At 65.3% G+C, this 22,244-nt stretch carries 22 protein-coding genes; 12 read left to right on the forward strand and 10 right to left on the reverse strand.

Annotated features, from left to right (window positions below):
• Nucleotides 1-25: 25 nt before the first annotated feature.
• A complete protein-coding gene (fmt, locus tag PVZ72_RS00865) occupies nt 26-970 on the forward strand; it encodes a methionyl-tRNA formyltransferase (protein WP_273860972.1) in 945 nt (314 codons plus the stop codon).
• A complete protein-coding gene (gene rsmB, locus PVZ72_RS00870) occupies nt 967-2,268 on the forward strand; it encodes a 16S rRNA (cytosine(967)-C(5))-methyltransferase RsmB (RefSeq protein ID WP_273860973.1) in 1,302 nt (433 codons plus the stop codon). The genes fmt and rsmB overlap by 4 nt, the downstream gene beginning before the upstream one ends.
• Here rsmB and PVZ72_RS00875 read toward each other — a convergent pair.
• The 3 genes from PVZ72_RS00875 to PVZ72_RS00885 all read right to left on the reverse strand — a co-directional run bounded on the left by PVZ72_RS00875 (nt 2,252) and on the right by PVZ72_RS00885 (nt 4,011).
• Nucleotides 2,252-2,692, reverse strand: a complete 441-nt coding sequence (locus PVZ72_RS00875; RefSeq protein WP_187980763.1) for a bactofilin family protein — start codon at nt 2,690-2,692, stop codon at nt 2,252-2,254. The two genes, rsmB and PVZ72_RS00875, sit on opposite strands and share 17 nt — an antisense overlap.
• A gap of 16 nt (nt 2,693-2,708) precedes the next feature.
• Nucleotides 2,709-2,966 (reverse strand): hypothetical protein, encoded by a 258-nt coding sequence (locus tag PVZ72_RS00880; protein WP_273860974.1) that lies wholly within the window; start codon nt 2,964-2,966, stop codon nt 2,709-2,711.
• A gap of 82 nt (nt 2,967-3,048) precedes the next feature.
• Nucleotides 3,049-4,011 (reverse strand): M23 family metallopeptidase, encoded by a 963-nt coding sequence (locus tag PVZ72_RS00885; RefSeq protein ID WP_187980761.1) that lies wholly within the window; start codon nt 4,009-4,011, stop codon nt 3,049-3,051.
• Nucleotides 4,012-4,228: 217 nt separating this feature from the next.
• Here PVZ72_RS00885 and PVZ72_RS00890 point away from each other — a divergent pair, with 217 nt between their 5' ends.
• Nucleotides 4,229-4,546 (forward strand): tetratricopeptide repeat protein, encoded by a 318-nt coding sequence (locus tag PVZ72_RS00890; protein WP_273860975.1) that lies wholly within the window; start codon nt 4,229-4,231, stop codon nt 4,544-4,546.
• Here the strand turns inward: PVZ72_RS00890 and PVZ72_RS00895 are convergent.
• The 3 genes from PVZ72_RS00895 to PVZ72_RS00905 form a co-directional block, all read right to left on the reverse strand.
• Entirely contained in the window at nt 4,537-4,809 is a 273-nt protein-coding gene (locus PVZ72_RS00895) for a PilZ domain-containing protein (RefSeq protein ID WP_017641486.1), read from the reverse strand. The two genes, PVZ72_RS00890 and PVZ72_RS00895, sit on opposite strands and share 10 nt — an antisense overlap.
• Before the next feature lie 168 nt (nt 4,810-4,977).
• Complete coding sequence (locus PVZ72_RS00900) at nt 4,978-5,865, reverse strand: lysophospholipid acyltransferase (RefSeq protein ID WP_273860976.1); 888 nt, start codon at nt 5,863-5,865, stop codon at nt 4,978-4,980.
• Between the two features lie 90 nt (nt 5,866-5,955).
• Entirely contained in the window at nt 5,956-6,540 is a 585-nt protein-coding gene (locus tag PVZ72_RS00905) for a DNA-3-methyladenine glycosylase I (protein ID WP_187980759.1), read from the reverse strand.
• A gap of 344 nt (nt 6,541-6,884) precedes the next feature.
• Here PVZ72_RS00905 and glyQ point away from each other — a divergent pair, with 344 nt between their 5' ends.
• Genes glyQ through PVZ72_RS00925 form a run of 4 tightly spaced genes read left to right on the forward strand, consistent with a single transcriptional unit; the run spans nt 6,885 to nt 11,202 of the window.
• On the forward strand, nt 6,885-7,850 hold the full coding sequence (gene glyQ, locus PVZ72_RS00910; protein ID WP_150340262.1) for a glycine--tRNA ligase subunit alpha: 966 nt from the start codon (nt 6,885-6,887) through the stop codon (nt 7,848-7,850).
• Nucleotides 7,850-9,907 carry a glycine--tRNA ligase subunit beta gene (gene glyS / locus PVZ72_RS00915; RefSeq protein WP_273860977.1) on the forward strand — a complete coding sequence of 686 codons (2,058 nt, stop codon included), beginning with the start codon at nt 7,850-7,852 and terminating at the stop codon, nt 9,905-9,907. The genes glyQ and glyS overlap by 1 nt, the downstream gene beginning before the upstream one ends.
• Nucleotides 9,908-9,910: 3 nt before the next feature.
• A complete protein-coding gene (gene gmhB, locus PVZ72_RS00920) occupies nt 9,911-10,453 on the forward strand; it encodes a D-glycero-beta-D-manno-heptose 1,7-bisphosphate 7-phosphatase (RefSeq protein WP_273860978.1) in 543 nt (180 codons plus the stop codon).
• Entirely contained in the window at nt 10,453-11,202 is a 750-nt protein-coding gene (locus PVZ72_RS00925; RefSeq protein WP_187980756.1) for a lysophospholipid acyltransferase family protein, read from the forward strand. The genes gmhB and PVZ72_RS00925 overlap by 1 nt, the downstream gene beginning before the upstream one ends.
• A gap of 386 nt (nt 11,203-11,588) precedes the next feature.
• Here PVZ72_RS00925 and gyrB read toward each other — a convergent pair whose 3' ends face one another.
• Genes gyrB through dnaA form a run of 4 tightly spaced genes read right to left on the reverse strand, consistent with a single transcriptional unit; the run spans nt 11,589 to nt 17,721 of the window.
• A complete protein-coding gene (gene gyrB / locus PVZ72_RS00930; protein ID WP_133860228.1) occupies nt 11,589-14,009 on the reverse strand; it encodes a DNA topoisomerase (ATP-hydrolyzing) subunit B in 2,421 nt (806 codons plus the stop codon).
• Complete coding sequence (gene recF / locus PVZ72_RS00935) at nt 14,006-15,115, reverse strand: DNA replication/repair protein RecF (protein WP_007160137.1); 1,110 nt, start codon at nt 15,113-15,115, stop codon at nt 14,006-14,008. Before recF ends, gyrB begins: the two co-directional genes overlap by 4 nt.
• A 10-nt stretch (nt 15,116-15,125) precedes the next feature.
• Nucleotides 15,126-16,229, reverse strand: a complete 1,104-nt coding sequence (gene dnaN / locus PVZ72_RS00940; protein WP_007160136.1) for a DNA polymerase III subunit beta — start codon at nt 16,227-16,229, stop codon at nt 15,126-15,128.
• Between the two features lie 28 nt (nt 16,230-16,257).
• Nucleotides 16,258-17,721 carry a chromosomal replication initiator protein DnaA gene (gene dnaA / locus PVZ72_RS00945; protein WP_133860225.1) on the reverse strand — a complete coding sequence of 488 codons (1,464 nt, stop codon included), beginning with the start codon at nt 17,719-17,721 and terminating at the stop codon, nt 16,258-16,260.
• 526 nt (nt 17,722-18,247) lie between these two features.
• Between dnaA and rpmH the strand changes: the two genes are divergently transcribed.
• The 5 genes from rpmH (at nt 18,248) to mnmE (ending at nt 22,183) form a co-directional block, all read left to right on the forward strand.
• Complete coding sequence (gene rpmH / locus PVZ72_RS00950) at nt 18,248-18,382, forward strand: 50S ribosomal protein L34 (RefSeq protein ID WP_017641476.1); 135 nt, start codon at nt 18,248-18,250, stop codon at nt 18,380-18,382.
• A 12-nt stretch (nt 18,383-18,394) separates the two neighbouring features.
• Nucleotides 18,395-18,796 (forward strand): ribonuclease P protein component, encoded by a 402-nt coding sequence (rnpA, locus tag PVZ72_RS00955; RefSeq protein ID WP_133860591.1) that lies wholly within the window; start codon nt 18,395-18,397, stop codon nt 18,794-18,796.
• Entirely contained in the window at nt 18,789-19,037 is a 249-nt protein-coding gene (gene yidD, locus PVZ72_RS00960) for a membrane protein insertion efficiency factor YidD (protein WP_133860224.1), read from the forward strand. The genes rnpA and yidD overlap by 8 nt, the downstream gene beginning before the upstream one ends.
• 2 nt (nt 19,038-19,039) lie before the next feature.
• Nucleotides 19,040-20,755 (forward strand): membrane protein insertase YidC, encoded by a 1,716-nt coding sequence (gene yidC, locus PVZ72_RS00965; RefSeq protein ID WP_273860979.1) that lies wholly within the window; start codon nt 19,040-19,042, stop codon nt 20,753-20,755.
• Between the two features lie 63 nt (nt 20,756-20,818).
• Nucleotides 20,819-22,183: a tRNA uridine-5-carboxymethylaminomethyl(34) synthesis GTPase MnmE gene (gene mnmE / locus PVZ72_RS00970; protein ID WP_273860980.1), complete on the forward strand. Its 1,365-nt coding sequence runs from the start codon at nt 20,819-20,821 to the stop codon at nt 22,181-22,183.
• Nucleotides 22,184-22,244 lie beyond the last annotated feature (61 nt).

Genomic DNA, 22,244 nt, shown 5'->3' on the forward strand with positions numbered 1-22,244 from the left:
GCTCGCCCTTTCCGCCAGGTCCGCCATGTCCAGATCCCTTCGCCTCGTCTTCGCCGGAACCCCGGAATTCGCCGCCGTGCACCTGCAGGCGCTGATCGACGCCGGTTATCCCATCGCCGCCGTCTACACCCAGCCGGATCGCCCCGCCGGGCGTGGCCAGAAACTGGCCATGAGTCCGGTCAAGCAGCTGGCGCTGAGCCACGGCATCCCCGTGCAGCAGCCGCCGACCCTGCGCGATCCCGCCGCCCAGGCCACCCTGGCGGCGCTGGAACCCGATCTGCTGGTGGTGGTGGCCTACGGCCTGATCCTGCCCCAGGCGGTGCTCGACATCCCCCGTCTGGGCTGCATCAACAGCCATGCCTCGCTGCTGCCGCGCTGGCGCGGCGCCGCGCCCATCCAACGCGCCCTGGAGGCCGGCGATGCCGAGTCCGGGGTCACCGTGATGCGCATGGAAGCCGGTCTGGATACCGGCCCCATGCTGAGCAAGGTGACCACGCCGCTGACCGCCACGGACACCGGAGGCAGCCTGCACGATCGCCTGGCCGCCCTGGGCGCCGCTGCCGTGGTCCAGGCCCTGCCGGGTCTGGCCGACGGGAGTCTGCCGGGTGAGGCGCAGGACGACAACCTGGCCACCTACGCCCACAAGCTCAACAAGGACGAGGCCCGGCTGGACTGGGGTCGTCCGGCGGCGGAACTGGAGCGCCGTATCCGCGCCTTCGATCCCTGGCCGCTGTGCCACACCGCCCTGGCCGGCGAGCCACTCAAGGTCTGGGCCGCGGAACTGGCCGAAGGGCAGGGCGTGGCGGGCATGGTGCTGGATGCCGATCGCTCCGGCCTGCTGGTCGCCTGTGGCGAGGGTGCCCTGCGCCTGACCCGCCTGCAGCTGCCCGGTGGCAAGCCACTGGGCTTCGCCGATCTCTATAACGCCCGTCGCGAGCGCTTCGCCCCCGGTCAGGTGCTGGGTCTATGAATCCGCGACTGGCGGCTACCCGCGCCCTGGCGGCGGTCCTTGCCGGACGTGCCTCCCTGGGCAGCAGCCTGCCCGAGCAACTGGCCAAGGTCGATCCGCGTGACCGCGCCCTGGCCCAGGATCTGGCCTTCGGCACCGCCCGCTGGCAGCCGCGCCTGTCGCTGCTGGCGGAAAAGCTCATGGAAAAACCCTTCAAGGCCGGCGACCGCGATCTCGAAGCCCTGCTGCTGATCGGGCTCTACCAGCTGTTCCATACCCGCATCCCGGCCCATGCCGCCATCGGCGAGACGGTAGGCTGCGTCGACAAACTGAAGAAATCCTCGGCCAAGGGTCTGCTCAACGCCGTGCTGCGCCGCGCCCAGCGTGAATACGACAGCCTGCTGCCAGGCCTGGAGCATGATCCGGCCGCGCGCCTGGCCCATCCACGCTGGCTGCAGAAGACGCTCAAGGCACGCTGGCCGGAGCAGTGGGAAGCCGTCGCCACGGCCAACAACCTGCATCCGCCACTGATTCTCAGGGTCAATCGTCGTCAGGGCGATCGCGACAGCTATCTGGCCGAGCTGGCCGCCGCCGGCATCGAGGCCGTGCCCTGCGCCTTCAGCGCCGACGGCATCCGCCTGCTGCAGCCCCAGGACGTCACCGCCCTGCCGGGCTTTGCCACGGGGCGTCTCAGCGTGCAGGACGAAGCCGCCCAGCTGGCCGCCGAACTTCTGGAACTGGCGCCTGGCCAGCGGGTGCTGGACGCCTGTGCCGCGCCCGGTGGCAAGACCTGCCACCTGCTGGAACGCGAACCGGGGCTGGCCGAGGTGGTGGCGCTGGACGCCGATGCCGGCCGTCTGCAGCGGGTCGAGCAGAATCTGGCCCGTTTGGGCCTTACCGCCCGCACCCTGGCCGCCGACGGCCGCGCCGTGGCCGACTGGTGGGACGGCACGCCCTTCCAGCGCATCCTGCTGGACGCCCCCTGCAGCGCCACCGGGGTGATCCGCCGCCATCCGGACATCAAGCTGACCCGCCAGGCCAGCGACATCGCGCCCCTAGTGCAGCTGCAGGGCGAACTGCTGGACGCCCTCTGGCCGACGCTGGAGGAGGGCGGCATCCTGGTCTATGCCACCTGTTCGGTGCTACCGGAAGAAAACAGCGACAACCTCGCCGCCTTTCTCGTCCGCACCCCGGGCGCCCGCGAACTGGATATCCCCGCCCCCTGGGGCCTCGCCCAGCCCCATGGCCGCCAGCTCCTGCCGCAGCCCGACGGCCACGACGGCTTCTATTACTGCAAACTGATCAAGATTGCTCGCTAGTCGCCGAAGGTAAGGCGGTGGTGATGGGCTGGGGCAATTCCAGCACCGGCGTGGCCTCGTCGAGACGGCGCAGGGTACCCTCCACCACCGCACCGTTCTCCATGCTCAGTTGGCGATAGGTGATGTTGCCGCGCACCCGGGCATTGGAGTGCAGTTCCAGCAGATGCTCGACCCGCAGATCGCCAACGATGGTGCCGTCGATCAAGGCGTCGTAGCTGCTTACGTCACCTTCCACCACACCATTGACGCTGAGCGCCAGGAGACTGGTGGTGCCCGGCTTGAAGCTGACGCTGCCCTGCACCCGCCCGTCGATCTTCAGGCCTTCGCTGAATTCCAGGTCGCCCTGGACCGCCAGGTTGTCGGCGATGAGACTGGAAAAGCCATTCACCGCGGGGCGGGGGGCCGCCTTCTTTCTATTGAACATCCGTGCTGCTCTCCAGCTAGGGTTTCTGATTCTGGCGACGGAAAAAGGCCAGCTCCGTGGTCAGGCGCTCGATCTGCGCCAGCAGAGCAGCGTTGCGCTCGGTCAGCTGGCGCTCGGCAGCCGTGCCCACTTGCCGATCCAGCGCCTGCTGCGCCAGACGATCGCGCAGGTGCTGATTCTCGGCTTGCAGGTGATTCAGTTCCGCCTGGTATCCCTGGTGGATCCGCTGCCCGACCACCAGCAACGCGAGCGGTATCAACAGCAGCAGGCCCAAGCCAACCCAGCCGGCCAGTCGCCGTCGCGGGACCGGCTGCAGGCGAAATTCGCCGCGCAGCAGCTCGCGACTCGACGCTCGACTAGTCGCGCGCCTGGCCATCGCGCTCGGGCTCCAGTCGGCCCAAGGCAAGAAAGCGCTGGGGGTCGAGGAATTGGCCGTCACGCAAGACCTCGAAATGCAGATGAGGCCCGGTCGAGCGTCCGGTGGAGCCCACCGCACCCAGGAGTTGCCCGGGGGTGACCACCTGGCCTTCCTTGACGAAGATGCGGCTCAGGTGGGCATAGCGGGTGACCAGGCCATTGCCGTGAGCGACCTCCACCCGATTGCCATAGCCACCCAGGGCGCCCGTGACCTGGACACGCCCCCCGGCCGCGGCGTGTACCTGGGTGCCAGTGGGCGCGGCGAAGTCGACACCGGAATGAAACGCCAGGTGACCGGTAAAGGGATCGACCCGATTGCCGAACAGCGATCCCAGACGGGCCTGTTCCACTGGGCGTAGCGAGGGAATCGCCATCAGGGCGGCATTGCGACTGGCCACCCGGTTCAGCAGCAGATCCAATTGTTGACGCAGGCAGAGCGCTACCTGTTCGCTGGCACCCAGCATGCGCAGAGGCAAGCCCTGGCTGGCGGTACCGGCGTTACAGGATCGCGCCGGCAGCCAGGCACCGCCCTGGGCACCTCGCGCGGAAGGCTCGACCAGCAGACTGGGGTCGACAGCGCTCACCTGGTCGCGCAATTGCCTGTTCTGCTCCAGCATCCGCTGCAGCGCCTGGGTATCGGCCTCCAGCGATTGCAGCCGGCCGACCAGCACGCCCATTCGCTCCAGGGCCACCGGTGTGCTGGCGCTGCCCGGAGTGTCAGCGACAGGGGCGGCCGGAGCTGCGGCAGGCGAAACCCGACCCCCCAGCCAGCAGCCCAGAGCGAATGTCAGCAGCGATGTCAGCGTCAGGATCAGCAGCCAGGGGCTCTTTGCCTGACGCGGGTCGACGATGTGGGCACCGTCCCGCACAAGCTTGCGACTGAGGGAAGAAAACAGCTTCATCAGATCCTGCGGCCGTCCTAGGCGCCGATAGATCAGTCAGCTTAAAGTGAAACACGTCACAAAATGATGGCAAAAGGCCTGTTCCAGACCAACCTGCCTGTCCACCTGACATATGGCATTTTCAGTGCCGGATCGCCAGGCTGCCGGTAGTCGGGGCAGAATGTTCGGCTCAGGGTCGTGAATCGGCCCGTCCCTCCCGCTGCTACCGGAGTCCGCCATGCTCGAATCCCTGGAGAAAATGCTCGCTCGCGGCCAGGACAACGCCCTGCTCAGGTTCGGACTGGGCAAGGGCTATCTGGATGCCGGGGAGCCCGCGCGGGCGATCGAGCACCTGGCGCGCTGCGTCGAATTCGATCCGGCCTATTCGGCGGCCTGGAAGCTGCTGGGCAAGGCCCATGAGGGGAGCGGCGATCTGGCCAGCGCCGAGGCAGCCTGGACCCAGGGCCTGCAGGCGGCGCAGGCCAGGGGCGACAAGCAGGCGGAAAAGGAGATGACGGTGTTTCTCAAGCGCCTGGCGCGCCACGCTCAGTCCTGATCGCGCAGGAACCTGAGGCCCGCGCCGTCGGCGTCGGTGCGCATGACTTCCATGGTCACCTTGGGCGCCTCGATCGGCAGATCGAGTACCTGGCCGACCACGCGGGTGCCCTGCGGTAGCCGGGTCAGCTCGGGATGCACCACATAGACGCCACCATCGGACAGGTCGCGGGTCTCACCGACGATCTCGCCATCCGGATAGGCGATCCACAGCCGACACTTGAGTGGGGTACGGGTATGTTGGCGCTGATCGCGCGAATTCATCGCCTGACTCCCTGGCTTGGGCGTTCCCTAGAGGTTCGGGCAGCTTCCGGCAAAGCCCAGCGGCTGTCAGCCGCGCGCCGACCGAACGGTCCTGGCGAAGCGCCGAGCGATAGGTCATAGGATCACCGCCTGTCCCTCAGCGCCCGGGCAGGACCCGGGTGAAAGACCTCAGTACCACTTCTCCTCGCCATCCGGGCGATTCTTGAACCTCTTCATGCTCCACATGTACTGGGTCGGATAACGCCGTACGTAGCCGGCCAGCACCTCGCTCATGGCGGCCACCGAGACTTCCGGATCCGGGTCGTACATGGCCGACGGCGCGGCCTCCAGGATCACCTTGTAGCCGCTGCCGTCTGCCAGGCGCACGGCATGGAAGAACACCCCGCGGGCCTTGCCGCGCGCCAGCAGCGAGGGCACGAACTTGCTGGTCAGGGCGGTGGTGCCGAGGAAGGGCACGAAGAGGCCGGCGCTGCGACTCGGCTCGGGATCGGCCGGAATCCCCACGGCGCCGCCGCGTCGGACTTCCTTGATCACGCTGATGATGCCTTCCGGCGTGGAGGGCGCCACGCGGTTGCCCAGCTGGACCCGCTGGCGCTTGAGCAGGTCGTCCACCGCCTTCAGCTTGGGCGGCCGATAGAAGATGATCGGCTTGGCATGGGAGCAATAGAAGTGGTTGAGCAACTCCCAGTTGCCCAGGTGGCTGGTGATGCCCACCACGCCATCGCCGGAGGCCAGGGCTTCCTGCAGGACGTCCATGCCTTCCACCTCGCGCACCAGGCGCAGGGAACGCTGGGGCGACCAGATCCAGGCGCAGGCGCTCTCGGTCAGGGTCTTGCCGATGCCACGCAGGCACTCGCGCGACAGCCGCTCCAGGCCGGCGGCGTCGAGTTCGGGGAAACAGTGGGCGAGGTTGATGCGGGTAACCTTGCTGGCGCGGGTCGGCAGCTTCCACATGCACCAGCCGATGAATCCACCCAAGCGCTGGACCAATGGCCAGGGCAGCAGGGCGAAAAGGCGCAGGAAGGCGATCATCAGCGCGCCTTTGAATCTTTCCAAAAGAGGGACTCCTGTCTGAATGCGCCGACAGTTTAGCGTCTACAAGTCCCGGAAACGTTAAGAAAGCGTAAGGTTCGCGCCAACTGACGCCTATACATTCGACTTTTCCTGCAGTTCTGCCGACGAAGACGCCAATTCGGCATGGCGGTCGCAATCGAGGGTATGGTCCATCACCAGACCCATGGCCTGCATGAAGGCGTAGCAGATGGTCGGACCGACAAAGGTGAAACCGGCCCGCTTGAGCGCCTTGCTCATGGCCTCCGCTTCCGGGGTGATCGCCGGCACCTCCTGGCGATCGCGAAAGTGATTGATCCTGGGCGCGCCACCGACAAAGGACCACAGCCAGCCGGAAGGGTCTTCGAGTCTCAGCCAGGCCTGGGCATTCTGACGAGCGGCGCGCAGCTTGGCGCCGTTGCGGATGATGCCCGGGTCCTGCATCAGCACGGCGATCTCGGCATCGCTCAGCTGCGCCAGGCGCGCGGGATCGAAGCCATGCAGCACCTGGCGATAGCGCTCGCGCTTCTTCAGCACGGTGATCCATGACAGTCCGGCCTGGAAGCCTTCCAGCAGGAGAAATTCGAAGAGCACCGCCGGATCGCGCTGGGGCACGCCCCATTCATGGTCGTGATACTCGATGTACAGCGGATCGGCGGTGCACCAGAAACAACGCGGCATGGCGAAGGCTCGGACGGCGAGGGGAGACGTCACCTTAGCGCAGTTGAGCGCCAGCGGAGGCGAGTCATAACAGCCTCTGGAATGGGTAGCACGGCGAACGCGCTGAATGCACGTTTCTAACAGACTGCAGGCGCTGCTACCGTAGCAGCAGCTACCTATATCGCGGCCATGGGCCGCTCCTACAGGCCAACCCGTACCTGTAGGAGCGGCCCATGGCCGCGATAAAGCGCGCAGCCGGTCATCTCTGCCCAATACCGCCAGGCAGCCCTAATCCGCCAATGCGGCCACCCCCGGCTTTCAGCTATACTCCCCGGCTTTTCGTCGCAGCCGAACGGGTATCTTTCGTGAGCCAGTCCAAGCCCACCGTGCGCACCTTCCAAGACTTGATCCTGGCCTTGCAGCAATACTGGGCCGAGCAGGGCTGCGTGGTACTCCAGCCCTATGACATGGAAGTCGGCGCCGGTACCTTCCACACCGCCACCTTCCTGCGCGCCATCGGTCCCGAGACCTGGAACGCCGCCTATGTGCAGCCCAGCCGCCGTCCCACCGATGGCCGCTATGGCGAGAACCCCAATCGCCTGCAGCACTACTACCAGTTCCAGGTGGTCCTCAAGCCCAATCCGGACAACTTCCAGGAGCTCTACCTCGGCTCCCTGGCCGCCATCGGCCTGGATCCGCTGGTGCACGACGTGCGCTTCGTCGAGGACAATTGGGAATCGCCCACCCTGGGCGCCTGGGGTCTGGGCTGGGAAGTCTGGCTCAACGGCATGGAAGTCACCCAATTCACCTACTTCCAGCAGGCGGGCGGTATCGAGTGCTATCCGGTGACCGGCGAGATCACCTATGGCCTGGAACGCCTGGCCATGTACCTGCAGGGCGTGGACTCGGTCTACGACCTGATCTGGGCCGACGGCCCCTTCGGCACCGTGACCTACGGCGACGTCTTCCACCAGAACGAAGTGGAGCAGAGCACCTACAACTTCGAGCACGCCAATGTGCCCAAGCTGTTCGAACTGTTCGACTTCTACGAGTCCGAGGCCAATCGCCTAATCGCCCTGGACCTGCCGCTGCCCACCTACGAGATGGTGCTCAAGGCCTCCCACACCTTCAACCTGCTGGACGCCCGCCGCGCCATCTCGGTGACCGAGCGCCAGCGTTACATCCTGCGCGTGCGCACCCTGGCGCGCAGCGTCGCCCAGGGCTACTTCAAGGCCCGTGCCCGGCTGGGCTTCCCGCTGGCCAGCCCCGCGCTGCGTGACGAGGTCCTGGGTCGCGACGATGTCCAGGCGCTGCTCAAGGAGGGCGAATGATGAGCACCACTCTGGATTTCCTGGTCGAACTGGGTACCGAAGAACTGCCACCCAAGGCGCTCAAGACCCTGGGCGACAGCTTTCTCGCCGGCATCGAGAAGGGCCTCAAGCAGGCCGGTCTCGGCTATGCCAGCGCCCGCGCCTATGCCGCGCCGCGCCGCCTGGCCGTGCTGGTCGAAGCCCTGCAGACCCAGCAGCCCGAGCGGAGCGTCAACCTGGACGGCCCGCCGCTCCAGGCCGCCTTTGGCGCCGATGGCCAGCCCACCCAGGCGGCCCTGGGCTTCGCCCGCAAGTGTGGCGTCGACATCAGCGCCATCGATCGCAGCGGCCCCAAGCTGAGATTCTCCCAGAGCATTCCTGGTCAGCCGGCGGCCAGCCTGCTGCCCGGCATCGTCGAAGCCTCCCTGGCCGAGCTGCCGATTCCCAAGCGCATGCGCTGGGCCGCCCGCCGCGAGGAGTTTGTCCGGCCGACCCAGTGGCTGGTGATGCTGCTGGGTGACGAGGTCATCGACTGCGAGATCCTCACCCGCCGTGCCGGCCGTGAGTCCCGCGGCCATCGCTTCCACCATCCCGACGCCGTGCGCATCAGCGCCCCGGCCCACTACGCCGCCGACCTGCGCGCCGCCCATGTGCTGGCCGACTTCGCCGAGCGCCGCCAACTCATCGAATCCCGCGTAGCCGAGCTGGCCGCGGCGGAGCAGGGCAGCGCCGTGGTGCCACCCGCGCTACTGGACGAGGTGACCGCCCTGGTGGAATGGCCGGTGCCGCTGGTCTGCGCCTTCGAGGAACGTTTCCTCGAGGTGCCCCAGGAAGCCCTGATCACCACCATGCAGGACAACCAGAAGTACTTCTGCCTGCTGGACGCCCAGGGCAAGCTGCTGCCGCGCTTCATCACCGTGGCCAACCTGGAAAGCAAGGATCCGGCGCAGATCGTCAGCGGCAACGAGAAGGTGGTCCGCCCCCGTCTCACCGACGCCGAGTTCTTCTTCAAGCAGGACCAGAAGCAGCCGCTGGAAAGCTTCAACGAGCGCCTCAAGAACGTGGTCTTCCAGGCCCAGCTCGGCACCGTCTACGACAAGGCCCAGCGCGTCGCCGCCCTGGCCGCCTTTATCGCCGAGCGTATCGGCGGTGATGCCGAGCGCGCCCACCGTGCCGGCGTGCTCGCCAAGTGCGACCTGGCTACCGAGATGGTCGGCGAATTCCCCGAGATGCAGGGCATCGCCGGCTACTACTACGCCAGGAAAGGCGGCGAGGCCGAAGACGTGGCCCTGGCGCTCAACGAGCAGTACATGCCGCGCGGTGCTGGCGCCGAACTGCCGCAGACCCTGACCGGCGCCGCCGTGGCCCTGGCCGACAAGCTCGACACCCTGGTCGGCATCTTCGGCATCGGCATGCTGCCCACCGGCAGCAAGGATCCCTTCGCCCTGCGCCGTCAGGCCCTGGGCGTGCTGCGCATCCTCATCGAGAAGGGCCTGGAGCTGGATCTGCCAGCCGCCGTCGCCTTCGCCATCGCCGGCTATGGCGAGCGGGTCAAGGCTGCCGGCCTGCAGGAGCAGGTGCTGGACTTCGTCTTCGACCGTTTGCGCGCCCGCTACGAGGACGAAGGCGTCGACACCGCGGCCTACCTGGCGGTACGCGCCCTGCGTCCGGCCTCGGCGCTGGACTTCGACCAGCGCGTCCAGGCCGTGCAGGCCTTCCGTCGTCTGCCCGAGGCCGAGGCCCTGGCCGCCGCCAACAAGCGCGTCTCCAACCTGCTGGGCAAGTTCGAAGGCCAGGTCGCGGCCCAGGCCGATGCCGCCCTGTTCGAGACCGACGCCGAACGCACCCTGGCCGCCGCCATCGCCGAGGCCGAGCGGGATGCCGCGCCCCTGGCCGAAGCCCGTCGCTATGGCGCAGCCCTGGAGCGCCTGGCCAGTCTGCGCGCGCCGGTTGATGCCTTCTTCGACGAGGTGCTGGTCAACGCCGAGGACGAGCGTGTCCGCGCCAATCGCTATGCGCTGCTCGCTCACCTGCGTGGCCTGTTCCTCGGCATCGCCGACATCTCGGTGCTGGGCTAGGGCATGAAACTGATCGTGCTGGACCGCGACGGCGTCATCAATGTCGATTCCGATGACTACGTACGCAGCGCCGCGCAGTGGCAACCGCTGCCCGGTAGCCTGGCTGCCATCGCCCGGCTGAACCGGGCCGGTTGGCAGGTGGCCGTGGCCACTAACCAGTCCGGCCTGGCGCGCGGTTACTTCACGGAAGACGACCTCGCGGCCATGCACGAGAAACTGCAGCGGCTGCTGGCGGAGGAGGGCGGTCGGGTCGACCTGATCCTCCACTGCCCCCATGGCCCGGAAGCCGGCTGCGACTGCCGCAAGCCGCTGCCCGGCCTATTTCGCGCCATCGCCCACCACTATGGGCGTGTCGACCTGGGCGGCGTCCCGGTGGTGGGCGACAGCCTGCGCGATCTGGAAGCCGGCGCGGCCCTTGGCTGCACGCCCTACCTGGTGCGTACCGGCAAGGGCGAGCGCACCCTGGCCAAGCCTTTGCCACCCGGTATCCGGGTCTTCGCCGACCTGGCGGCGGTGGCTGATCATCTGCTCGAGGAAGCGCCCTGATGCGGCTCTTGCGTACCCTGTTGTTCTATGTGCTGCTGGGGACCAGCGGCATCCTCTGGTCCTGCGTCAGCCTGCTGATCGCGCCCTTCCTGGCCTATCGCGCCCGCTATCGGCTGGTGGTCAAGGCCTGGACCGGTTTCGCCGTCTGGCTGGCCAAGGTCATCTGCGGCATCCGCTACGAGATCGACGGCCTGGAAAACGTCCCGGCGCAGCCCTGCGTGATCGTGGCCAACCACCAGAGCACCTGGGAAACCTTCTTCCTGTCCGCCCAGTTCGAGCCCACCTCCCAGGTGATCAAGCGCGAATTGCTCAGGATTCCCTTCTTTGGCTGGGCCTTCTCGCTGCTCAAGCCCATCGCCATCGACCGTGACAACGGCAAACTGGCCCTGCAGCAACTGACCGAGCAGGGCGGCCGTTATCTTGCCCAGGGCTGCTGGGTACTGATCTTTCCCCAGGGCACCCGCATCGATTACGGTCAGATGGGCAAGTTCTCCCGCGGTGGCGCCGCCCTGGCCTGCAGCCTCAACGTGCCCATCCTGCCCATCGCCCACGATGCCGGCGCCTACTGGCCCAATCGCTCCTGGATCAAGTCGCCGGGGACCATCAAGGTCAGCATCGGCCCGCTGCTCCATCCCCAGGGCCAGGATCCCCGCGCCATCGTCGATCTCAATAATCGCTGCTTTGCCTTCATCGAGCAGGCCCTGGCGCCCAAGCCCGATGCCGACCCGGCCGAGCGCTGCGTAGCCTGAGCGCCAGGCCGCAAGGCCTGGCTCTTTCCACCTCTTTTCCTCCCTTTTCCCACAGACTTATCCACAGGCTGTGCCAAGCTTTTCGCGCATCCGAATTTTGGGCTGCTAGCGCGGATTGACCGTCATCCACAAGTACCGACAAGCTTATTCCCAGGCTTATCCACAGGAACGTCCTTTATATCCTGTGTCTCTATGCCGCATGGCACGGCCCCTTTACGGATATTTTCGGCGTTGATCAAAAGCGGCTGAGGAAAACTATCCACAAAACCTTCGGCTATAAGATGAACGGCGTTCGTTGTCGTGGAACGAAACGGCGCGACTCTCTAGCCAGAATGTTTTCCACAAAAAAGCCCCGCATGGCGGGGCTTGTGCATAACCGCAGTCGATCAGACGTCGAGGTTCGATACCGCCAGGGCGTTGCTCTCGATGAAGTCGCGACGCGGCTCCACGTGATCGCCCATCAGGGTATTGAAGATCTGATCGGCCGCTACGGCATCCTCGATGGTTACCTGCAGCATGCGGCGCACGTTCGGGTCCATGGTGGTTTCCCACAGCTGATCCGGATTCATCTCACCCAGGCCCTTGTAGCGCTGGATGTTGAATCTCTTGCTGGTCTCGTTCATCAGCCATTCCCAGGCTTCCTTGAAGGTGCTGACCGGGCGACGGCGTTCACCGCGCTTGGCATAGGCGCCTTCTTCCAGCAGGTTGTCCAGCTGGGCGGCCAGCTCGGTCACCAGGCGGTAATCGTTGCTACCGAAGAAATCCCGGTTGAAGGTGACGTAGCTGGACAGGCCATGGGCGCGGGTTTCCACCTCTGGTAGCCATAGGCCTCGCTCGCGGTCCTCGCGCAAGCTGACGCGGTAGGTAGTGCCAGAGCGTTCGGAGGTCTGCAGGCGCGCGCTAAGGCCTTCCAGCCACTGACGCATCGCCGCTTCATCAGCCAGCTGATCGACACCGACCCGCGGCAGGTACAGCAGGTGTTCGCTGACGGCGGCCGGATACAGCCGCGACAGGCGCTTGAAGGTCTTCATCACCTGGCGATAGCTGTTCACCAGCTTTTCGAGTTCCACGCCGGACAGGCCCGGGGCGTTCTCGTTGACGTGCAGGCTGGCCTCTTCCAGGGCGGTCTGGGTCAGGTATTCCTCCATCGCCTCGTCGTCCTTGATGTACTGCTCCTGCTTGCCACGCTTCACCTTGTACAGCGGCGGCTGGGCGATGTAGATGTAGCCCCGCTCGATCAGCAGCGGCATCTGGCGGAAGAAGAAGGTCAGCAGCAGGGTACGGATGTGCGAACCGTCCACATCGGCATCGGTCATGATGATGATGTTGTGGTAGCGCAGCTTGTCGATGTTGAATTCTTCGCGGCCGATGCCGCAGCCCAGCGCGGTGATCAGGGTGCCCACCTCCTGGGAGGAGAGCATCTTGTCGAAGCGCGCCTTCTCCACGTTGAGGATCTTGCCCTTGAGCGGCAGGATCGCCTGGGTGCGCCGGTTGCGGCCCTGCTTGGCCGAACCACCGGCGGAGTCACCCTCCACGATGTAGAGTTCGGACAGCGCCGGATCCTTCTCCTGGCAGTCCGCCAGCTTGCCCGGCAGGCCGGCGATGTCCAGGGCGCCCTTGCGGCGGGTCATCTCGCGCGCCTTGCGCGCCGCTTCCCGGGCCCGGGCCGCGTCGATCATCTTGCCGACCACCGCCTTGGCTTCGTTGGGGTTCTCCAGCAGGAAGTCGGAGAAGTGCTTGCCCATCTCCTGTTCCACCGCGGTCTTCACCTCGGAGGAGACCAGCTTGTCCTTGGTCTGGGAGGAGAACTTGGGATCCGGCACCTTGACCGAGATGATGGCGGTCAGGCCTTCACGGGCGTCGTCACCGGTGGTGGCCACCTTGAACTTCTTGGCCAGGCCCTCGGCCTCGATGTAGCTGTTCAGGTTGCGTGTCAGCGCCGAGCGAAAGCCCGCCAGGTGGGTGCCGCCATCGCGCTGGGGAATGTTGTTGGTGAAGCAGAGGATGTTCTCGTTGAAGCTGTCGTTCCACTGCAGTGCCACTTCCACGCCGACGCCATCGTCTTCGCGCTGCACCTGGAAGTGGAATACCTCGTTCACCGCGGTCTTGTTGGTGTTCAGGTAGTCGACGAAGGCGCGCAGGCCGCCCTCGTACTTGAACAGCTCTTCCTTGCCGCTGCGCTCGTCACGCAGGACGATGCCGACGCCGGAGTTGAGGAAGGACAGTTCGCGAATCCGCTTGGCCAGGATGTCCCAGCTGAACTGGATGTTGTTGAAGGTCTCGGCGGACGGCTTGAAATGCACCTGGGTACCGGTGGTGTCGGTCTCGCCGATCACTGCCAGCGGCGCCTGGGGTACGCCGTGCACATAGACCTGCTCCCACAGCTGACCGGCGCGGCGGATGGTCAGGCGCAGCTCCTCGGAGAGGGCGTTCACCACCGAGACGCCCACGCCGTGCAGGCCGCCGGACACCTTGTAGGTGTTGTCGTCGAACTTACCGCCGGCGTGCAGCACGGTCATGATGACTTCGGCCGCCGAGACGCCTTCTTCCTTGTGGATGTCCACCGGGATGCCGCGGCCGTTGTCGCGCACGGTGATGGATTCATCCATGTGGATGGTGATGCTGATCTCGCTGCAGAAGCCGGCCAGGGCCTCGTCGATGGAGTTGTCCACCACCTCGAAGACCATGTGGTGCAGGCCGGTGCCGTCATCGGTGTCGCCGATGTACATGCCGGGGCGCTTGCGCACGGCATCCAGTCCCTTCAGCACCTTGATGCTGGAAGAGTCGTAGGTATTGGTCTCGCTCATGCTTGGCTCCCGCTAGTGTGGGTCTGCTTGATATGGCCGTGTTCCACGTGAAACACGCTGACCTCTGTCTCCGGCCGCCAGGCGGCCTGTAGCGTCTCGCGCTCGACACAGGTGATGAAGACTTGGCACTCCAGTGCCTCCAGCAGCCGGCACAAGGCCAGCCGGTGTCCCTCGTCCAGTTCCGAGGGCAGGTCGTCGATGAGATAGACGCACTGGCCCCGCTTGACCTGGTTGACCAACCGCCCCTGGGCGATGCGCAACGCGCACACCACCAGCTTCTGCTGGCCGCGCGACAGGATGTCCGCCGCGTTGTGGTTGCCGATGCGAATGCGCAGGTCGGCGCGCTGGGGCCCGGCCTGGGTATGTCCCAGCTGCAGATCCCGCGGCAGACTGTCCGCCAGCACCTCGCGCAGATCGCGCTCGCGGTCCCAGCCGCGGTAGTAGCTCAGGGTCAGGCCGTCGAGCTGGATCAGCTCGGCCAGTACCGCGGTGAATTCCGGCTTCAGACGCTGGATATAGGCCTGGCGAAAGCCATCGATCTCGGCGCTGGCCAGGGCCAGTTCCTGATCCCAGGCGGCCTGCGCCGCAGGGTCGATTTTACCACGTCTGAGCCAGTGATTTCGCTGCCTGAGCGCCTTTTGCAGGCGTTGCCATAGCGGTAGAAATCGCTGTTCCTCGTGGAACACGCCCCAGTCGAGAAACTGCCGCCTGATCTTGGGGCTGCCTTCGAGCAGCCGGAAGCCGTCGGGATTGATCAGCTGCAGCGGCAGCACCTCGGCCAGTTGCGCCGCGCTACGGGCATTCTCGCCATTGATGCGGATCTGGTAGTCACCGCCGCGCTCGCGTTGGATACCCAGGTTGCAATCCTGGCCACCGGGCAGCCGCACCTGGCCGAACACCGTGCAACTGGCCTGCTCGTGCTGGATGACCGGCGCCAGCTTGGTGCTGCGAAAGGAGCGGGCCAGGCCCAGCAGGTGGATGGCTTCCAGCAGGCTGGTCTTGCCGCTGCCGTTGGCGCCATGCAGGAGGTTGACCCGGGGCGAGGGCTGAAGCGCGACCGCCTGCAGATTGCGCAGGCGGTCGGCGTTGAAACGGATCAGCGTCATCGAGCGGCGATCAGAGGCGCATCGGCATCACGACATAGGAGGAGTCGTCGTTGCCCGCCTCCTGCAACAGCGCACTGCTGCTGGAATCGGACAGGGTGATGCGCACCTGATCGGTGGTCATCACGCCGAGCACGTCGAGCAGGTAGCTGACGTTGAAACCGATCTCCAGGCTGCCGCCGTCGTAGTCGACCTGCAGTTCTTCCTCGGCCTCTTCCTGCTCCGGGTTGTTGGCCTGGATCTTCATGAAGCCGTTTTCCAGCTGCAGGCGGATACCACGGTACTTCTCGTTGGAGAGAATGGCGGTGCGGCTGAAGGCTTCGCGCAGATGCTGGCGCTCGCCCAGTACCAGCTTGTCGCCATGCCGCGGCAGCACGCGCTCGTAGTCGGGGAACTTGCCGTCCACCAGCTTGGAGGTAAAGGTGAAGTCGCCGGTGGTGGCGCGGATATGGTGCTGGCCCAGGACCACGTTGACCGGCTCTTCCGGTTCGGTGAGCAGGCGCGACAACTCCAGGATGCCCTTGCGCGGCACGATGACCTGGTGCTTCTCGGCCTGGTCGACGTCGGCTTCCAGCATGCACATGGCCAGGCGGTGACCATCGGTGGCCACGGCGCGCAGCCGGCCGGTGCTGGCTTCCAGCAGCATGCCGTTAAGGTAGTAGCGCACGTCCTGCTGGGCCATGGCGAAGCCAGTGCGCTCGATCAGACGGCGCAGGCGGCCCTGGGGAATGCTGAACTTCAGCGAACCCGGACCTTCCTCCACGGTGGGGAAGTCGTTGGCCGGCAGGGTGGACAGGGTGAAGCGACTGCGTCCGGCACGAATCAGCAGCTTCTGCTCCTCGGTACGGATGTCGATCAGCGCATCGGGCTGCAGGCTCTTGCAGATGTCCATCAGCTTGCGCGCCGGCACGGTGATCTCGCCGGCTTCGGCGGCTTCTTCCAGATCGACCCTTCCAACCAGCTCGACTTCCAGGTCGGTACCGGTCAGCGAGAGGCGCTGGCCTTCCACGACCAGGAGTACGTTGGACAGCACCGGCAGCGTTTGCCGACGTTCCACGACACCGGCCACCAGCTGCAGCGGTTTCAACAGGGCTTCGCGTTGAATGGTGAAATGCATGGTCAGGTCCTTGCCAGGGCCGCGTCCGTCAGGTGGTCAGGGTACGCAGCAGGTTCTTGTAATCCTCGCGGATATCCGCGTCGGATTCCCGAAGTTCGGCGATCTTGCGACAGGCATGCAACACCGTCGTGTGATCGCGTCCGCCAAAGGCGTCGCCGATTTCCGGCAGGCTGTGGTTGGTCAGTTCCTTGGACAGCGCCATGGCGACCTGCCGCGGCCGGGCGACCGAGCGCGAGCGGCGTTTTGACAGCAGATCGGCGATCTTGATCTTGTAGTACTCGGCCGCGGTGCGCTGAATGTTGTCGATGCTGACCAGCTTGTCCTGCAGCGCCAGCAGATCCTTGAGCGACTCGCGGATCAGCTCGATGGTGATGTCGCGGCCCATGAAGTGGGCATGGGCGATCACCCGCTTGAGCGCGCCTTCCAGTTCCCGCACGTTGGAACGGATGCGCTGGGCAATGAAGAAGGCGGCGTCGTGGGGCAGGTCGACCTTGGCCTGGTCGGCCTTCTTCATCAGGATCGCGACCCGCGTCTCCAGCTCCGGCGGCTCCACGGCTACGGTGAGCCCCCAGCCGAAGCGCGACTTGAGCCGCTCTTCCAGGCCATCGATCTCCTTGGGATAGCGGTCGCTGGTGAGGATCACCTGTTGTCCACCTTCGAGCAGGGCATTGAAGGTGTGGAAAAACTCTTCCTGCGAACGCTCCTTGCGGGCGAAGAACTGGATGTCATCGATCAGCAGCGCATCCACCGAGCGGTAGAAACGCTTGAATTCGTTGATGGCGTTGAGCTGCAGCGCCTTGACCATGTCGGCGACGAAGCGCTCCGAATGCAGATAGACGATCTTGGCGTTCGGATTGCGCTTGAGCAGGTGGTTGCCCACCGCGTGCATCAGGTGGGTCTTGCCCAGACCCACGCCGCCATAGAGGAAGAGCGGGTTGTACCCGTGCTTGGGATTGTCCGCCACCTGCCAGGCCGCCGCGCGCGCCAGCTGGTTGGACTTGCCCTCGACGAAGTTCTCGAAGGTGAAGGTACGGTTCAGATAGCTGGTGTGCTTGAGCGCACCCTCCACCTGCACGGTACGTTCGGTCTTGACGACCGGCTCGTCGGCCAATTCCGCCGTCACGTCTTCCAGGGCAACGCCCGCGGTGACGATGTCCGACTGGATCGGTTGCGGGGCCTGCACCGGTGGTGGCAACGGAGTGCTCTGGCTGCTCGGCGTCTGGACAGCGCGCGGCTTGTTGCTGCGCTTGCTGCCGATCAGCAAGGACAGCACCGGGGCGATACCGTCGTCGGCATGCTCCTCGAGCAATTCGAGCAGGCGACCCAGGTATTTCTCGTTGACCCAGTCGAGCACGAAGCGGTTGGGCGCGAACACCCGCAGCTCATCCCCTTCCGCTTCCACCTGCAGTGGCCGGATCCAGGTATTGAATTGTTGCGAAGGCAGCTCGTCGCGCAGCACATCCACGCAACGTTGCCAGAGTTCGACCGACACAGCGTCTCCCAAGAACTGGAGCGGCCCGGACGGGCCATGAGCAAACGCCCATTGTATCCCTCCCCACCTGGGTTATCCACATGACTGCGCAGTTTCCCGGCAGATAGCCGCCTCAACCGTCAGGACCGGGCATATGACCGTCAGCACTGTGGATAAGGCCGTCTGACCTCTCTGGACATCCCGGGGTTTTTCTCTGTGGATAATCCGGCTGTGCGTAACAGCTCTGCTTATCCACAGCTCCTGGACAGCCTGACCACCTTCGGCACACCTGTTGAAAACAGACTTTCCGCTGCCGCTCCGACCAGGCTGGACCCGGGCTGCCACGTTCTATCCACAGAAAACCGCTGCACCATACATATTCACTTCAACAGTCTTTTAAAACCTTCTGACCTGTTGATTTTATTTACGCGCTCGTCTGCCAGCCGGTGCTGGTTGGAAATTGACCTGTACCGAGGCTTTCTCTAGAATCGCCGGTCTCTTTGCGCGGGGCACTCATGCCTTGCCGCTTTCACCTAGGTAAAAGTCCATGAAACGCACCTTCCAACCCAGCACCCTGAAGCGCGCCCGTGTCCACGGTTTCCGTGCTCGTATGGCAACCAAGAACGGCCGTCAGGTTCTCGCCCGTCGCCGTGCCAAAGGCCGCAAGCGTCTGGCGATCTGATTGCCCGGTCAGGTGGTGAGTCAGGGTTTCGGTCGGGACAGGCGCTTACTGAGCTCCCAACAGTTCCAGGCGGTCTTTGACTCTCCCACCCACAAGGCATCCGGCAAGCACCTGCTGCTGCTCGCCCATGCCAATGGGCTCGACCATTCCCGCCTGGGGCTGGTCATCGGCAAGAAAAGCGTCAAGCTTTCTGTCGAGCGCAATCGCATCAAGCGGGTCATCCGGGATTCCTTCCGGCTGAATCAGGACCGCCTCGGCAGCTTCGATCTGGTCTTCGTCGCCCGCAAGGGACTCGGCGAGGTCGACAATCCCGAATTGCACGATCAGCTGCTGCAACTGTGGAAACGTCTCAATCGCCAGGCGAGCAAGACGATTGCCCACCCCATTGACAGTCCCGACGGTGCTCATGCGTAAACCGGCCCTGCTGCTGATTCGCTTCTACCGTTATGCCATCAGCCCCTTGATGGCCAGTCACTGTCGTTTCTATCCGACCTGTTCCGGTTACGCCCTCGAAGCCATCGAGTGCCACGGGCTGCTGCGTGGTGGCTGGCTGACCACACGGCGACTGTGCCGGTGCCATCCCTGGCACTCAGGCGGATACGATCCCGTTCCTCCCGCAAAGAACCCAGCCCCGACCTCTTCGATGGCCGAGTAAACATGGATATCAAGCGCCCGCTACTCATTGCCGCCTTGGCGATCGTGTCCTACACCCTGGTTTTCCAGTGGAACAAGGACTACGGCCAAGGCGATCTGCCCACGGCCAAGACGCAGACCAGCGTCCTGCCGGGCGATACCCCCAACGTGCCCACCGACGTCCCGGCCGATGCCAAGGCAGCTGCCCCGGTGGACAACGCGGCTGCCCAACCGAGCACCGCGCTCATCAAGGTGCGTACCGACGTCCTGGATCTGGCCATCGACCCCCGCGGCGGCGACATCGTCCAGCTCGGCCTGGTGCAGTACCCGAGCCGCCAGGACCATCCCAACGATCCCTTCATGCTGTTCGACAACGGCGCCCAGCGTCTCTACCTGGCGCAGAGCGGCCTGACCGGTGCCAACGGTCCCGATGGCAACAGCGCCGGTCGTCCGCTGTACACCTCGGCGCAGTCCAGCTACGTGCTCGCCGATGGCCAGCAGCAGCTGGTGGTGGATCTCAAGTACCAGGCCAATGGCGTCGACTACATCAAGAGATTCACCTTCCACCGGGGCCTGAAGGTCGACTGCTCGGACGCCGAGAAGGCGCAGAAGAAGATCGCCTGCATCAACCCGGACGCCTACCAGATCCAGGTCAGCTACCTGATCGACAACCAGAGCGCCAGCGCCTGGAACGGCGTGCTCTATGCCCAGCTCAAGCGTGACAAGAGCGGCGATCCCTCGGCCACCACCGCCACCGGCGTGTCCACCTACCTGGGCGCCGCGGTCGGTACCCCGGCCGAGCCCTACCGCAAGGTGTCCATGAGCGACATGGACAAGAATCGCCTGCAGGAAGCGGTGCAGGGCGGCTGGGTCGGTTGGCTGCAGCACTACTTCGTCACCGCCTGGGTGCCGAACAAGGATGAGCAGCACCAGATCACCACCCGCAAGGATGCCCAGGGCAACTACATCGTCGGCTTCACCGGTCCGCAGTTCAGCGTGCCGGCGGGTGGCAAGGGCGAGACCTCGCTGACCCTCTATGCCGGTCCGAAGATCCAGGAGCACCTCAAGACCCTGTCCCACGGTCTGGAACTGACCGTCGACTACGGCTTCCTGTGGTTCATCGCCCAGCCGATCTTCTGGCTGCTGCAGCATATCCACAGCATCCTGGGTAACTGGGGCTGGTCGATCATCGTCCTGACCATCATCATCAAGATGCTGTTCTTCCCGCTGTCCGCCGCCAGCTACCGCTCCATGGCCCGCATGCGTGCCGTCGGCCCGCGACTGCAGGCGCTGAAGGAACAGCATGGCGACGATCGCCAGAAGATGTCCCAGGCGATGATGGAGCTCTACCGCAAGGAGAAGATCAATCCCCTGGGTGGCTGTCTGCCCATCGTGGTGCAGATGCCGGTGTTCCTGGCACTGTACTGGGTGCTGCTGGAAAGCGTCGAGATGCGCCAGTCGCCCTGGATGTTCTGGATCACCGACCTGTCGGCCAAGGATCCCTTCTTCATCCTGCCGATCATCATGGGCGGCACCATGCTGGTGCAGCAGATGCTCAACCCGGCACCGCCGGATCCCATGCAGGCCAAGGTCATGAAGATGATGCCGATCATCTTCACCTTCTTCTTCCTGTGGTTCCCGGCCGGTCTGGTGCTGTACTGGATCGTCAACAACTGCCTGTCGATCCTGCAGCAGTGGTACATTACCCGGAAGATCGAGGCGGCCAGCAAGAAGGCCTGACCCCGCTCACCCTGTCCACACGACGCCCCTTGATTGGGGCGTCGTGCTTTCTGGAGGATCGTCATGTCCCTGCCTTCCGACAGCATCGCCGCCATCGCCACCGCTACCGGGCGCGGCGGAGTCGGTATCGTCCGCGTCTCCGGGCCCCTCGCCGCCCCCCTGGCGCGGGCGATCTGCGGCCGTGAGCTGCCCCCGCGACATGCCCACTATGGCAACTTCCTCGCCGCCGACGGCAGCGTGCTGGACGCCGGCATCGCGCTGTTCTTTCCCGGTCCCAACTCCTTTACCGGCGAAGACGTGCTGGAACTCCAGGGCCATGGCGGCCCGGTAATCCTCGACCTGCTCCTGCGCCGTACCCTGAAAGAGGGCGCGCGCCTGGCCCGCCCGGGCGAGTTCAGCGAACGCGCCTTTCTCAACGACAAGCTCGACCTGGCCCAGGCCGAGGCCATCGCCGACCTCATCGAGGCCAGCACCGAACAGGCGGCGCGCAATGCCCTGCGCTCGCTGCAGGGCGAATTCTCCCGTCGCGTGGAAAGCCTGGTCGAGCAACTCATCCAGCTGCGTATCTACGTCGAGGCTGCCATCGACTTTCCCGAGGAAGAGATCGACTTCCTCGCCGACGGTCGGGTCCAGGGCCTGCTGGAGGGGGTCCAGGCCGAATTGCAGGAGGTCCGTCGCGAAGCCAATCGCGGTGCCCTGCTGCGTGACGGCATGACCGTGGTGATCGCCGGCCGTCCCAATGCCGGCAAGTCCAGCCTGCTCAATGCCCTGGCCGGCCGCGAAGCCGCCATCGTCACCGACATCGCCGGCACCACCCGCGATGTCCTGCGTGAACATATCCACCTGGATGGCATGCCGCTGCACGTGGTCGATACGGCCGGTCTGCGCGACACCGATGACCGGGTGGAACAGATCGGCGTCCAGCGGGCCCTGGACGCCATCGCCGGAGCCGATCGAGTGCTGCTGGTGGTGGACGCCAGCGCACCGGAAGCCCGCGATCCCCAGGCGCTCTGGCCGGAACTGCTGAGCGCCAGGCCGCCGCTGGACAAGCTGACGGTGATCCGCAACAAGGCCGACCTCACCGGTGAGCCCACCGGGTTGCTGGGGTCGACCGCACCGGTGGAGATCGCCCTCAGCGCCACCGATGGCGGCGGAGTCGAGGCCCTGCGCGAGCATCTCAAGGCCTGCATGGGCTTCGAGCAGACCACCGAGGGCGGCTTCAGCGCCCGCCGCCGCCATCTGGATGCCCTGCAGCGGGCGGCCAGCGCCCTGGACCACGGCTATCGCCAGCTCACCCTGGCTGGTTCCGGCGAGCTCTTGGCCGAGGATCTGCGCCAGGCTCAGCAGGTACTCGGCGAGATCACCGGTGCCTTCAGCTCCGACGATCTGCTCGGCCGCATCTTCTCCAGCTTCTGCATCGGCAAGTAACTCCCGCTCCGCTGTAGCAGGCCTGTGCAATGCAGGCCTTGTCTGTCCTCACTTCCCCCTT

The organism is Pseudomonas sp. LA5, from assembly GCF_028640825.1.
GTDB lineage: Bacteria > Pseudomonadota > Gammaproteobacteria > Pseudomonadales > Pseudomonadaceae > Chryseomonas > Chryseomonas aestiva.

Excerpts from the sequence above, each read along its gene's own strand:
- glyS (WP_273860977.1), top strand. The coding sequence starts at position 7,850 with ATGAGCACCACTCTGGATTTCCTGGTCGAACTGGGTACCGAAGAACTG.
- PVZ72_RS00925 (WP_187980756.1), top strand. The coding sequence starts at position 10,453 with ATGCGGCTCTTGCGTACCCTGTTGTTCTATGTGCTGCTGGGGACCAGC.
- PVZ72_RS00875 (WP_187980763.1), bottom strand. The coding sequence starts at position 2,692 with ATGTTCAATAGAAAGAAGGCGGCCCCCCGCCCCGCGGTGAATGGCTTT.
- PVZ72_RS00895 (WP_017641486.1), bottom strand. The coding sequence starts at position 4,809 with ATGAATTCGCGCGATCAGCGCCAACATACCCGTACCCCACTCAAGTGT.
- fmt (WP_273860972.1), top strand. The coding sequence starts at position 26 with ATGTCCAGATCCCTTCGCCTCGTCTTCGCCGGAACCCCGGAATTCGCC.
- gyrB (WP_133860228.1), bottom strand. The coding sequence starts at position 14,009 with ATGAGCGAGACCAATACCTACGACTCTTCCAGCATCAAGGTGCTGAAG.
- rsmB (WP_273860973.1), top strand. The coding sequence starts at position 967 with ATGAATCCGCGACTGGCGGCTACCCGCGCCCTGGCGGCGGTCCTTGCC.
- yidC (WP_273860979.1), top strand. The coding sequence starts at position 19,040 with ATGGATATCAAGCGCCCGCTACTCATTGCCGCCTTGGCGATCGTGTCC.
- gmhB (WP_273860978.1), top strand. The coding sequence starts at position 9,911 with ATGAAACTGATCGTGCTGGACCGCGACGGCGTCATCAATGTCGATTCC.
- PVZ72_RS00890 (WP_273860975.1), top strand. The coding sequence starts at position 4,229 with ATGCTCGAATCCCTGGAGAAAATGCTCGCTCGCGGCCAGGACAACGCC.
- recF (WP_007160137.1), bottom strand. The coding sequence starts at position 15,115 with ATGACGCTGATCCGTTTCAACGCCGACCGCCTGCGCAATCTGCAGGCG.
- PVZ72_RS00905 (WP_187980759.1), bottom strand. The coding sequence starts at position 6,540 with ATGCCGCGTTGTTTCTGGTGCACCGCCGATCCGCTGTACATCGAGTAT.
- rpmH (WP_017641476.1), top strand. The coding sequence starts at position 18,248 with ATGAAACGCACCTTCCAACCCAGCACCCTGAAGCGCGCCCGTGTCCAC.
- PVZ72_RS00885 (WP_187980761.1), bottom strand. The coding sequence starts at position 4,011 with ATGAAGCTGTTTTCTTCCCTCAGTCGCAAGCTTGTGCGGGACGGTGCC.
- yidD (WP_133860224.1), top strand. The coding sequence starts at position 18,789 with ATGCGTAAACCGGCCCTGCTGCTGATTCGCTTCTACCGTTATGCCATC.
- mnmE (WP_273860980.1), top strand. The coding sequence starts at position 20,819 with ATGTCCCTGCCTTCCGACAGCATCGCCGCCATCGCCACCGCTACCGGG.
- dnaN (WP_007160136.1), bottom strand. The coding sequence starts at position 16,229 with ATGCATTTCACCATTCAACGCGAAGCCCTGTTGAAACCGCTGCAGCTG.